The 12,771-nt window shown below is 70.6% G+C and carries 10 protein-coding genes; 1 reads left to right on the forward strand and 9 read right to left on the reverse strand.

Annotated elements, in window-relative coordinates:
• Positions 1-485: 485 nt before the first annotated feature.
• Complete coding sequence (ileS, locus tag ACIGFK_RS10275; protein ID WP_400051211.1) at positions 486-3,644, forward strand: isoleucine--tRNA ligase; 3,159 nt, start codon at positions 486-488, stop codon at positions 3,642-3,644.
• A 352-nt stretch (positions 3,645-3,996) separates the two neighbouring features.
• Here ileS and ACIGFK_RS10280 read toward each other — a convergent pair whose 3' ends face one another.
• The 9 genes from ACIGFK_RS10280 to ftsW form a co-directional block, all read right to left on the reverse strand.
• A complete protein-coding gene (locus ACIGFK_RS10280; protein WP_376660697.1) occupies positions 3,997-5,223 on the reverse strand; it encodes a DivIVA domain-containing protein in 1,227 nt (408 codons plus the stop codon).
• 82 nt (positions 5,224-5,305) lie between these two features.
• Positions 5,306-5,602, reverse strand: a complete 297-nt coding sequence (locus ACIGFK_RS10285) for a YggT family protein (RefSeq protein ID WP_362299998.1) — start codon at positions 5,600-5,602, stop codon at positions 5,306-5,308.
• Between the two features lie 60 nt (positions 5,603-5,662).
• Positions 5,663-6,283 (reverse strand): cell division protein SepF, encoded by a 621-nt coding sequence (locus tag ACIGFK_RS10290; protein WP_376660696.1) that lies wholly within the window; start codon positions 6,281-6,283, stop codon positions 5,663-5,665.
• 149 nt (positions 6,284-6,432) lie between these two features.
• A complete protein-coding gene (locus tag ACIGFK_RS10295) occupies positions 6,433-7,152 on the reverse strand; it encodes a YggS family pyridoxal phosphate-dependent enzyme (RefSeq protein ID WP_376660695.1) in 720 nt (239 codons plus the stop codon).
• The gene (gene pgeF, locus ACIGFK_RS10300; protein ID WP_386471899.1) at positions 7,152-7,883 is read right to left on the reverse strand and encodes a peptidoglycan editing factor PgeF; all 732 of its coding nucleotides are present in this window, start codon (positions 7,881-7,883) and stop codon (positions 7,152-7,154) included. Before pgeF ends, ACIGFK_RS10295 begins: the two co-directional genes overlap by 1 nt.
• Positions 7,880-9,085, reverse strand: a complete 1,206-nt coding sequence (gene ftsZ / locus ACIGFK_RS10305; protein ID WP_376660693.1) for a cell division protein FtsZ — start codon at positions 9,083-9,085, stop codon at positions 7,880-7,882. The genes pgeF and ftsZ overlap by 4 nt, the downstream gene beginning before the upstream one ends.
• A 277-nt stretch (positions 9,086-9,362) precedes the next feature.
• Entirely contained in the window at positions 9,363-10,241 is an 879-nt protein-coding gene (locus ACIGFK_RS10310) for a cell division protein FtsQ/DivIB (protein WP_400051213.1), read from the reverse strand.
• A 16-nt stretch (positions 10,242-10,257) separates the two neighbouring features.
• Complete coding sequence (gene murG / locus ACIGFK_RS10315; protein ID WP_376660691.1) at positions 10,258-11,352, reverse strand: undecaprenyldiphospho-muramoylpentapeptide beta-N-acetylglucosaminyltransferase; 1,095 nt, start codon at positions 11,350-11,352, stop codon at positions 10,258-10,260.
• A gap of 6 nt (positions 11,353-11,358) precedes the next feature.
• A complete protein-coding gene (ftsW, locus tag ACIGFK_RS10320) occupies positions 11,359-12,720 on the reverse strand; it encodes a putative lipid II flippase FtsW (RefSeq protein ID WP_376660690.1) in 1,362 nt (453 codons plus the stop codon).
• Between the last annotated feature and the right edge of the window lie 51 nt (positions 12,721-12,771).

The raw sequence follows: 12,771 nt of genomic DNA on the forward strand, positions 1-12,771 counted from the left end.
CAGGCGGCCCGGTAATCCGCCCCACCCGCCCCACCTGGATCCCCTCGGACGCGTCAGCCCGTTCGGGGCATCCCCGGCGCCTGCGCGGGCCGCGCGGGCGGGTCCGTACGAACCTCCCGGCGGACCCCCGCGCAGACACCCGCGCGGACCCCCGTAAACCGGTCTGCCGACGGCCCCCCGGGCCCGTACACTGGGCCCAGCGAGAGGCATGGATGGGGACGAGTAGCGTCGGACGCAGCCAGGAGCGACCCGGGGACGGTGAGAGCCCGGGGGCGAGCGCGATGTGAAGGATCACCCCGGAGCCGCCGGAAGAAAGCCCGCACGGATCCCGCAGGGAGCCGCCGGGCCGGTAGAACCGGCTTCGCACCCCAATGAGGGGGTCGCCGGCGCGTTCGGGGGCCAAGGAGGGTGGTACCGCGGGAGCACTCGGTGTTCTCGTCCCTCCGGACGGAAGTGACACACCGCCGGAGGAAGAGTTCAGCCTCATGACCACACCGCCGCAGTACCGCCCGGTACCCGCCCAGGTCGACCTGTCCGCCCTTGAGCACGGGGTCCTCGACTTCTGGCGCGAGAGCAAGATCTTCGCCAAGACCCTGGAGCAGTCCGAGGGCCGCCCCGAGTGGGTCTTCTACGAGGGCCCGCCCACCGCGAACGGCATGCCCGGTGCCCACCACATCGAGGCCCGCGTCTTCAAGGACGTCTTCCCCCGCTTCCGCACCATGCGCGGCTACCACGTGGCCCGCAAGGCCGGCTGGGACTGCCACGGCCTGCCCGTCGAGCTCGCCGTCGAGAAGGAGCTCGGCTTCAACGGCAAGCAGGACATCGAGGCGTACGGCATCGCCGAGTTCAACGCCAAGTGCCGCGAGTCCGTGACCCGCCACACCGACGCGTTCACCGAGCTCACGACCCGGATGGGCTACTGGGTCGACCTGGACGACGCCTACCGGACGATGGACCCCGAGTACATCGAGTCCGTGTGGTGGTCGCTGAAGGAGATCTTCAACAAGGGCCTGCTGACCCAGGACCACCGCGTCGCCCCCTGGTGCCCGCGCTGCGGCACCGGCCTCTCCGACCACGAGCTGGCCCAGGGCTACGAGACCGTCGTCGACCCCTCGGTCTACGTCCGCTTCCCGCTGACCTCCGGCCCGCTCGCCGGCGAGGCCGCGCTGCTGGTGTGGACGACGACCCCCTGGACCCTGGTGTCCAACACGGCGGTCGCCGCGCACCCCGAGGTCACCTACGTCGTCGTCCGCCGCACCGGCGGCGAGGACTCCGAGAAGCTGGTCGTCGCCCAGCCGCTGCTGGAGAAGTCCCTCGGCGAGGGCTGGGAGGCCACCGGGCAGACCTTCACCGGCAAGGAGATGGAGCGCTGGACGTACGAGCGTCCGTTCTCCCTGGTCGAGTTCCCCGAGCCCGCCCACTACGTCGTCAACGCCGAGTACGTCACCACCGAGGACGGCACCGGTCTGGTCCACCAGTCCCCCGCCTTCGGCGCCGACGACCTCGCGGTCTGCCGCGCGTACGGCCTGCCCGTCGTGAACCCGGTCCGCCCCGACGGCACCTTCGAGGAGGAGGTCCCGCTGGTCGGCGGCGTCTTCTTCAAGAAGGCCGACGAGAAGCTGACCGCCGACCTCGACGCCCGCGGCCTGCTCTTCAAGCACATCGCCTACGAGCACAGCTACCCGCACTGCTGGCGCTGCCACACGGCCCTGCTCTACTACGCGCAGCCGTCCTGGTACATCCGCACCACCGCCGTCAAGGACGCGATGCTGCGGGAGAACGAGAAGACGAACTGGTTCCCGGACTCGGTCAAGCAGGGCCGCTTCGGCGACTGGCTGAACAACAACATCGACTGGGCGCTGTCCCGCAACCGCTACTGGGGCACCCCGCTCCCGATCTGGCGCTGCGAGGAGAACCACCTCACCTGCGTCGGCTCGCGCGCCGAGCTGTCCGAGCTGACGGGCACGGACCTGTCCGCCCTGGACCCGCACCGCCCGTACATCGACGACGTGACCTTCCCCTGCACGGCGGAAGGCTGCACGCACACGGCGGTCCGCGTGCCGGAGGTCATCGACGCCTGGTACGACTCGGGCTCGATGCCGTTCGCGCAGTGGGGCTACCCGTACAAGAACAAGGAGATCTTCGAGAAGCGCTACCCGGCGCAGTTCATCTCGGAGGCCATCGACCAGACCCGCGGCTGGTTCTACACGCTGATGGCGGTCGGCACCCTCGTCTTCGACAAGTCGTCCTACGAGAACGTGGTCTGCCTCGGCCACATCCTCGCCGAGGACGGCCGCAAGATGTCCAAGCACCTGGGCAACATCCTCCAGCCGATCCCGCTCATGGACCAGCACGGCGCGGACGCGGTGCGCTGGTTCATGGCGGCCGGCGGCTCCCCGTGGGCGGCGCGCCGCGTCGGCCACGGCACGATCCAGGAGGTCGTCCGCAAGACCCTCCTCACGTACTGGAACACGGTCGCCTTCCAGGCCCTGTACGCCCGTACGTCGAACTGGGCGCCCTCCGCCTCCGACCCGGCGCCGGCCGACCGCACGGTCCTGGACCGCTGGCTGCTCTCCGAGCTCCACACCCTCGTCGCCGAGGTCACGGACGCCATGGAGGCCTACGACACCCAGCGCGCGGGCAAGCTCCTCTCCGCCTTCGTGGACGACCTGTCCAACTGGTACGTCCGCCGTTCGCGCCGCCGCTTCTGGCAGGGCGACGCGGCCGCGCTGCGCACGCTGCACGACGTGGTCGAGACGGTGACCCGCCTGATGGCCCCGCTGACCCCGTTCATCACGGAGCGGGTCTGGCAGGACATGATCGCCCCGGTCACCCCGGAGGCCCCGGAGTCGGTGCACCTGTCCTCCTGGCCCGAGGCGGACGCCTCCCAGGTGGACCGGACCCTGTCCCAGCAGATGCTGCTGGTGCGCCGCCTCGTGGAGCTGGGACGCGCGACGCGTGCGGAGTCCGGGGTCAAGACCCGCCAGCCCCTCTCGCGGGCGCTGGTCGGCGCGGTGGGCTTCGAGGCCCTCTCCCCCGAACTGCAGGCGCAGATCACGGAGGAGCTGAACGTCTCCTCGCTGGCCTCCCTCTCCGAGGTCGGCGGCTCCCTCGTCGACACGACGGCGAAGGCCAACTTCAGGGCGCTGGGCAAGCGCTTCGGCAAGGGCGTCCAGGACGTGGCGAAGGCCGTGGCCGCGGCCGACGCCGCCGCCCTCTCCCTGGCCCTGCGCGCGGGCTCCGCGGCCGTGACGGTCAACGGCGAGGAGGTCACGCTCACGCCCGAGGAGGTCATCATCACGGAGACCCCGCGCGAGGGCTGGTCGGTGGCGTCCGACTCGGGCGCGACGGTCGCCCTGGACCTGGAGATCACCCCGGAGCTGCGGCTGGCGGGCCTGGCGCGTGACGCGATCCGCCTGATCCAGGAGGCCCGCAAAAACTCCGGCCTCGACGTGGCGGACCGCATCGCCCTGCGCTGGTCGTCCGACTCGCCCGAGGTCGCGCAGGCCCTGACGGACCACGCGGAGCTCATCGCGGACGAGGTCCTGTCGACGGACTTTGCGACCGGCGAGCCGGACTCCACGTACGGCGACGCGTTCACGGACGAGTCCCTGGCCCTGACGTTCCGCCTCCGCAAGGCGTAACGCTCCGGCCCTCTGTGGCCCGGCCCCCGCACAGGGGTCCGGGCCACACCCTTTTCTCCTCCCCGCCCCGCCCTTCCACCGTTCCCGCCTCAGACGCCGGCGGGGCTGAAATGCAGCCCGGCCGGCGTCTGAGGCGCGGGGGTCCGGGGCGGAGCCCCGGGAAACGGAGAAAGGGCGGGGCGGGGAGCAGCTCCGCGCAGCGGCACCCGCCTCCCCGGCCCGCCCGCACGCGGCACACGCCCCCGCACGGCACTCGGCGTACGGGTACGCGAAACGGGCCGGGCCCGGTGCCCCCGAAGGGGAACCGGGCCCGGCCCGCAAAGGCGACTGCCGACAGACGCGGCGGCGGCGCTTAGTTGTCGTCCTCGTCGATCAGGAAGCCCCGCATCGGCGACGGCGCCTGCATCGGCTGCGGAGCCGCCGGCCGGACCGGAGCCATCGGCTGGGTCATCGCCGGGGACATCTGCTGCTGGCCGCCGTAGGAGGGCCCGCCCATCGGGGAGGGACCGCCCATGGGGGACGGGCCGCTGCCCATCGACGGGCCGCCCATGGAGTGACCCATGGCGCCGGCCGGAGCCATCGACGGGGACGGCGACGGCGGCAGCGCGGGACCGGCCGGGTTGCGCGGCGGGGCCAGCGAGTCGTCGGCCTGGGTCTCCAGCTGGCGCAGCTGCGACTCCAGGTAGGACTTCAGACGCGTGCGGTACTCACGCTCGAAGCCCCGCAGGTCCTCGACCTTGCGCTCCAGCGTGGCGCGGGCGGACTCCAGGGAGCCCATCGCGACGCGGTGCTTCTCCTGCGCGTCCCGCTCCAGCGCGTCGGCCTTGGCGCGGGCGTCCCGCTCCAGGCCCTCGGCGCGGCTGCGTGCCTCGCCGACGATCTTGTTGGCCTCGGAACGGGCCTCCGCGATCGCCTGGTCGGCGGTCTGCTGCGCCAGCGACAGGACGCGGGCGGCGCTGTCGCCACCGGGGCCCTGCTGCGGGAGCTGCTGCTGCGGCTGACCCATCGGCTGCATCTGCTGCCCCATGGGCTGCATCGGCTGGCCCATCGGCTGCATCTGCTGACCCATGGGCTGCATCTGCTGGCCGAGCGGGTTCTGGCCGCCCATGGAGGGCTGGCCCATGCCCTGCTGGCCCATGCCCTGCTGACCCATCCCCTGCTGGCCCATGCCCTGCGGTCCACCCATGGGGTGCTGCTGCATGGGGCCGCCCATCGGGCCCGGACCCTGCGGTCCGTGTCCGCCGGGGCCGGCCGGGAGCTGCGGCGGGCCGCCCGGCAGCTGCGGCGGGCCCATCTGGGGCTGCTGCGGCGGGCCGGATATGGCCGCGGGCACGGGGGCGCCCGGGCCACGCTGGTCCTGGGGTTCCGGCTTGCGCATGCCCTGCTGCTGCTGGTTCTGCGCCGCGGCACGCGTGGCGGCAGCCAGCTTGGCGCGCAGGTCCTCGTTCTCGCGCAGCAGGCGCGTCAGCTCGGACTCGACCTCGTCGAGGAAGGCGTCGACCTCGTCCTCGTCATAGCCTTCTCGGAGGCGGACGGTCGTGAACTGCTTGTTCCGCACGTCCTCGGGAGTCAGCGGCATGTCTTCTTCACCTCTACGTAGTCGTCGGCAGTCGGCAAGACCGTATCGGGACTGTCCCCGCGCGCGCGGAGAAGCTCATCGTTCACACGCTTCTCGCAGCGGTGCTCACGAAACTGATGAGGATGTAAACGATGATCATCAGAACGAAGAAGGACAGGTCGAGTGCCACGCCCCCGAGACGCAACGGCGGGATGAACCGCCGAAGAAGCTTGAGCGGTGGATCGGTAAGAGTGTAGGTGGCCTCCAGGACGACCACCATCGCCTTGCCGGGTGCCCATGAACGTGCGAACTGGAACACGTAGTCCATGACCAGTCGGAAGATCAGCACGATGAGGAAGCACATCAGCGCGATGTAGACCACCTGTAGTGCGACGCCCATCCCGCGCTTCCCTCTCCCCGTTTCCCGCTCTGTTCCCGGTCCCGTATCTGACGGATCGGTCTAGCTTTGGTTGAAGAACCCGCCCTCCGCGATGCGGGCCTTGTCCTCCGCCGTGACATCGACGTTAGCAGGCGACAGCAGGAACACCTTCTGTGTCACGCGTTCAATGCTGCCGTGCAGACCGAAGACGAGTCCGGCGGCGAAGTCCACGAGACGCTTCGCGTCAGTGTCGTCCATCTCCGTCAGATTCATGATCACCGGAGTGCCCTCACGGAAGTGTTCCCCGATGGTACGGGCCTCGTTGTAGGTCCGGGGGTGCAGCGTCGTGATGCGGTACGGCTCCCGCTCGGAGACGACCTTGGGCATGATCACGGGGGCGTTCTTCTCCAGGTTCGAACGGTCGGGTGTGATAGACGCCACGGGGGCGATTCGCGCAGGACGTCCATTTTCAGCAGGGATTGGGATGGGTTCGCGCTGCGGCGGGGGCTGTACGGCTCGTACCGGTTCGTCCGATACGGGCGTTTGGTGCACGGGCTGCTGTCGGCGATCCCGGTCCCGGGCCACGCGCTCCGGTTCCGGCTCGGGCTCGAACTCGTCGTCGGGGTCGTACCCCGGGTTGTCGTACCGGTCGTCCTCCACGAGGCCGAGGTAGACCGCCATCTTGCGCATCGCGCCGGCCATTCTCTGAGTCCTCCGCTCTGTGGTGGATCGCCCTGTCGCAGGTGCCGCCGTGTCACGAATGTCACCAACTGCCCGCGATCCACGTGGCCTGCCCGCCCATCTGCGGGAATGACCATATTTTCTGCTGTGGTTCGACTTTCTTCGCGACGTTACCCGAGCCGGGGTCTCGCGCCGAGTACCGCAGTGCCGACGCGTACATGTGTCGCACCGGCCGCAACGGCCTGTTCCAGGTCTGCACTCATCCCGGCCGACACCATCGTGGCAGCAGGATGGTCCGCGCGCAGGCGGGATGACAATTCCATCAACCGGCCGAAGGCGGCCTGTTCGCGTCCCGCGTACTCGCCGGACAGCGGAGCGACCGTCATCAGCCCGTCGATCCGCAGCCCCGGCGCCTTCGCGACGAGGTCCGCCAACTCCGCGAGCTGCTCCGGCGCCGCGCCGCCGCGGGACCCGCGCTCCCCCGACTCCGCGTCGAGGGCGATCTGCACGAGACAGCCGAGCTCCCGCCCCGCCGCCTCCGCGGCCGCCGAGAGGGCGGTCACGAGCTTCGGGCGGTCGACCGACTGCACCACGTGCGCGTATCCCGCCACGGAACGGACTTTGTTCGTCTGCAACTGTCCGACGAAGTGCCAGTTGAGCGGCAGATCCGCGCAGGCCGCGGCCTTGGGGGCGGCGTCCTGGTCCCGATTCTCCGCAACATGACGGACGCCCAGCTCCGCCAGCAGTCGTACGTCACTCGCGGGGTAGGTCTTGGTGACCACGATGAGGGTCACCTCGCCCCGCTCGCGCCCCGCCGCCGCGCAGGCGGACGAGATGCGCTCCTCCACCCGCTCCAGGTTCCCGGCGAGTTCCGACTTACGATCCGTCATCAGTCCAACCAGACATATCCGGCAAGCCGCCCGGTCACCCGGTCACGGCGGTACGAGAAGTGGTCCCGCGACTCCAGTGTGCAGACCGGGGATCGGCGGACGTCCACCACCCCCGCCTCCGCGAGCTGCGCGTGCACCCCGGCGACCACGTCGACGGCCGGCGTCCCCCAACTCGTCTCCGCCCGGGCGGCCGGTACCGCCTCGGCGACGGCCTCCCGCATCTCGGCGGGCACTTCGTAGCAGCGTCCGCAGACCGCCGGGCCGGTCCGGGCGACGATCCGGCCCGGTTCGGCGCCGAGGGAGACCATGGCCTCCAGGACGGCGGGCACCACTCCCGCGACCAGTCCGGGCCGCCCGGCGTGGGCGGCGCCCGCGATCCCGGCGACGGGGTCGGCGAGCAGGACGGGCGTGCAGTCCGCGGTGAGCACGGCGAGGGCCAGGCCCCGGCGGTCGGTCACCACCGCGTCCACGGCGGGGACCGCGGAGCCCGCACCCCAGGGTCCGGGGACCACCGCGACGTCCCGGCCGTGCACCTGGTTCATCCAGACCACCTGGTCCGGCTCCAGGCCCAGGGAGTTCGCGGCGAGCGCCCGGTTCGCCAGAACGGCGGCCGGGTCGTCTCCGACCGCGCCGCCGAGGTTGAGCTCTTCGTACGGAACGGCGCTCACTCCGCCCCACCTGTCGGTGAAGGCGAAGTGGGCGCCGCCCACGTGGTGCTGCTCCGGTGTCACTTCAAGAAGTCCGGAACGTCCAGTTCCTCGGCCGGGCTGTCCTGGTACGGACGGGCCGTCGGGACCTGCGGCGCGGGGGCCACGACCTCGACCGGGGCCGGCTCGACCGGGACCGGGGGCTCCTCGCGCGGGGGAACCGTGCCGAGTCCGCCGAAGGCCGGACGGACCGGCTCCGGCGCACGGACGGGGGCCGGGGCCGGCTCGTCGCGCTTCGTGGAAGCGGCGCCGATGACGTTGTCCCGGCGGGCCGGGGGCTGTCCGCCGTCGAACCCGGCCGCGATGACGGTGACCCGCACCTCGTCGCCGAGCGCGTCGTCGATGACGGCACCGAAGATGATGTTCGCCTCGGGGTGCGCGGCCTCGCTCACCAGCTGCGCGGCCTCGTTGATCTCGAAGAGACCGAGGTCCGAGCCGCCGGAGATGGAGAGCAGCACGCCACGGGCGCCGTCGATGGACGCCTCGAGCAGCGGCGAGGAGATGGCCATCTCGGCGGCGGCCACGGCGCGGTCGTCGCCGCGGGCCGAGCCGATGCCCATCAGGGCCGAGCCGGCCTCGGACATCACGGACTTGACGTCGGCGAAGTCGAGGTTGATCAGGCCCGGGGTGGTGATGAGGTCGGTGATGCCCTGGACGCCGGACAGCAGGACCTGGTCGGCCGACTTGAAGGCGTCGAGCACGCTGACCTGGCGGTCCGAGATGGACAGCAGGCGGTCGTTGGGGATGACGATGAGGGTGTCGACCTCTTCGCGGAGCTCGGCGATGCCGTCCTCCGCCTGGTTCGCGCGACGCCGGCCCTCGAAGGTGAACGGCCGGGTGACCACACCGATCGTCAGGGCGCCCAGCGAGCGCGCGATGTTGGCGACGACGGGTGCGCCGCCGGTGCCGGTGCCGCCGCCTTCACCGGCGGTGACGAAGACCATGTCGGCCCCCTTGAGGACCTCCTCGATCTCCTCGCGGTGGTCCTCTGCCGCCTTGCGACCGACGGCCGGATTTGCTCCGGCGCCGAGGCCCCGGGTGAGTTCACGGCCGACGTCGAGCTTGACGTCGGCGTCGCTCATCAACAGCGCCTGGGCGTCCGTGTTGATGGCGATGAACTCGACGCCCTTGAGACCGACCTCGATCATTCGGTTGATGGCATTGACACCACCGCCGCCGACACCGATGACCTTGATGACTGCGAGGTAGTTCTGCGGTGCTGCCACGTCGAAGGCCTCTCGCCTCGATTACGTGTCGTCGCCTCGCGGTCTGCGTTGCGACGACTGATGCCGAAATGGGGACGGTCCGAACGCGCCGACCCGAACCCTCACCCTGAAGTTTAGGGTTAGGGGTGTGTCTGTTCCTTGGACTCTTCCGAACAGGACACTAAGTCGACAAGTAGCGCGTGTTCAACGAACACGCCGAACCTCCCGTTTTTCTTTTCACCCTATGTGATCACCCGTATCGCTGGCCAACCAGGGTGCTCCGCTGTTCGACCGGGAGTCAACTCCCGGACACCGCAGGGGCGGTGGGAACGCTCACGTCGAAGTGAGCGGCCTTGGGCGCGGCCTTGAGCAAAGCGGTCAGCGCGCGCCCCTTGGCTTCGCTCTGTTCACCGCTCCCCCACGTCACGCTCCGCCCCCCGGTGAGCTCCAGAACCACTGAATCGTACGAACCCACCTTGACCTGCACCGTCGCCTTCGAGATCGGCTCCGGGAGCGCTCCCGCGATGAGCACGGCCTCGTGCAGGAGCCGGTCCTCGTCGAAGCGGCGGGCGCTCGGGGAGCCCGCCGCGTTCAATTCGAGGACCGGGACACCGGCCGGCGCTTTCGGAACCGTGTCGAATCGCACACCCGATGCGTCCACTTCTACGAAGTTGGCGTCCTTTTTGATGAGCAGTACGGGTTTGCGTTCCGTCACTTTCAGCCCGATCCCGTGCGGCCAGGCCCGCACCACGTCGACCGAATCGATGCGGGGCAGACGGCCGCGGACGCGGTCGGCGATCTCGTCGGTGTCCACGCCGACGAGGGGTGCGCCGACCGGCACCGCGGCTGCGGCGACGACCTGTTCGGGGGTCAGCACCTCGGTGCCGCCAGTGGTGACCTTCTCGACGCGCAGCCAGGAGGAGCCGTAGAGCACCCAGGTGCCGCCCCCGGCGAGGAGCAGCACGGCGGCGAGGGCGGCCAGCAGCACGGGGCCGCGGCGCACGCGTACGCCGGGGCCCCGCGCGCCGGACCGCTCCGCCGGCTTGGACGCCTTGGGCGGCTTGGGCGGCTTGGGTGACTTGGGGGTCCTGGGCGGCTTCGGAGAGCCGGTGCCGGCCTTGCGGGCGGGCCGGTCAGAGCCCGGGTTGCCACGCTGTGCGGTCGTCGCTCCGGCCACTCCTGTGCCTCCTGCCTCAGCGGCTCCTGTGCGCCGCGATCGCCTCGTACACCATGCCGACCAGCAGCTCGTCGGCGTCCCTGCGGCCGAACTCGCCTGCGGCGCGGGACATCTCGTACAGGCGGTGCGGATCGGACAGCACCGGGAGGACCTGGCCGAGCACCCACTCGGGCGTCAGTTCCGCGTCGTCCACGAGCAGGCCGCCGCCGGCCTTGACCACCGGCTGGGCGTTGAGCCGCTGTTCACCGTTGCCGATCGGCAGCGGGACGTAGGCGGCGGGCAGCCCGACGGCGGAGAGTTCGGCGACGGTCATCGCGCCCGCACGGCACAGCATCATGTCCGCGGCGGCGTACGCGAGGTCCATCCGGTCCACGTACGGTACCGGCACGTAGGGCGGCATCCCGGGCATGTTGTCGACACGCGGCAGTTCGTTCTTCGGCCCGACGGCGTGCAGGATCTGGATCCCGGAGCGCTGGAGGTTCGGAGCGACCTGCTGGATCGTCTCGTTGAGGCGGCGGGCGCCCTGCGAGCCGCCGGAGACCAGCAGCGTCGGCAGGTTGGGGTCCAGGCCGAAGGCGGCGCGCGCCTCGGGGCGCACGGCGGCGCGGTCGAGGGTGGAGATGGAGCGGCGCAGCGGGATGCCCACGTAGCGGGCGCCGCGCAGCTTGCTGTCGGGGGTCGAGACCGCGACGGCGTGCGCGTACCGGGAACCGATCTTGTTGGCCAGTCCGGGCCGGGCGTTGGCCTCGTGGACGATGATCGGCACCCCGAGCCGCTTGGCCGCCAGATAGCCGGGCAGGGCCACGTAGCCGCCGAAGCCGACGACGCAGTCGGCCTTGGTGCGGATCAGGATCTCCTCCGCGGCCTTGATGGTGCCGCGCAGCCGTCCGGGGACGGTGATCAGCTCGGGAGTGGGCTTGCGGGGCAGCGGGACGGCGGGGATCAGGCCCAGCTCGTAGCCGCGTTCCGGCACCAGGCGGGTCTCGAGTCCGCGCTCGGTGCCGAGGGCGGTGATGCCCACTGAAGGGTCCTGCCTGCGCAGGGCGTCCGCGAGGGCGAGCGCCGGCTCGATGTGGCCGGCGGTCCCCCCACCGGCGAGTACGACATGCACCGAAATTCACCGCTCTCCGGACGGACGCTTCTTGACGCGCCGTCTCATCGACTTCCATCTCACCCCGGTCCGCCACCAGCCCGTCTTCGGCTGCCGCATCGCCAGGGCCGCGCGCGCCGCCGGCTCCTCCCGCGCGAAGGCGATGAGCAGTCCGACCGCGAACATGGTCGGCAGCAGGGCCGACCCTCCGTAGGAGAACAGCGGGAGCGGGACACCGGCGATCGGCAGCAGGCCGAGCACCGCACCGATGTTGATCACGGCCTGGGCCGTGATCCAGGTGGTCACGCCTCCCGCGGCAAACCGTACGAAGGAGTCCTCCGTGCGTCCGGCCACGCGGATACCCGCATAGCCTAGAGCCGCGAACAGGGCGAGCACCGACAGCGTCCCCGCCAGACCCAGTTCCTCCCCGGTGATGGCGAAGATGAAGTCGGTGTGGGCTTCGGGTAGTTGGCCCCATTTTTCCACACTGGCACCCAGTCCGGAACCAAACCATCCGCCGGATGCGAGGGCGTAGATTCCGTGGACTGCCTGCCAGCAGAGGTCGTTCCTGCCCGGGTCCGTCGCGCCGATGCACTCCAGCCGGTCCATCCGGTGCGGGCTCGTCTTGATGAGCAGTGCGACGATCGCACCAGCGAAGACGAGCACGCCCACGAACATCCGCGTCGGCGCCCCCGCCAGCCAGAGCAGGCCGAAGAGGATCGCGCCGAGGATCATCGCGGTGCCCATGTCCCCGCCCAGCATGATCAGCCCGAGCAGCAGGAAGGCCACCGGGACCAGCGGCACCAGCAGGTGCTTCCACTGGCTGAGCAGCCCCTTGTCGCCCTTGCGCGCCAACAGGTCGGCGCCCCACAGGATCAGTGCCAGCTTGCCGAACTCACTGGGCTGCAACATGAACGGACCACCAAGGGAGATCCAATTCTGGTTGCCGTTGATGGCCACCCCTATCCCGGGGATCTGGACCAGGACCATCAGGAAGAGCGTGCCGGCGAGCACCGGATAGGACAGCGCCCGGTGGAGTTTGACGGGCATCCGCGAGGCGACGAGCATCAGCCCGGTGCCGATGAGGGCCGCGAGGAACTGCTTCTTGAAGAAGTAGGCGTCGCCCAGGCCGAGCTGGAGCGCCTTGATCATGGAGGCCGAATAGACCATCACCAGGCCGAGCACGGTGATGAGCAGCGAGCTGCCGAAAATCAGGTAATACGCAGTGAGTGGTCGGTCCCAGGCCTTGCGCACCTTCCGCTGCGTGCGCCGGATCCCGGCCAGCGGCCCGCGCCCCGCGGGCCGCTTCGGGCTCGCCGCCGGGCGCTTGCGGCCCTGCGCCCTCACGGCGGAAGGCCGCCGCCCCGGCAGCATCTGCTTGGCCGGCATCTGTGATCTTCCCCTCCACTCGTACGAAGCGAGCAGCCGACCGGAGGGAAC

It is taken from the genome of Streptomyces sp. NPDC085524, assembly GCF_044541755.1.
GTDB lineage: Bacteria > Actinomycetota > Actinomycetes > Streptomycetales > Streptomycetaceae > Streptomyces.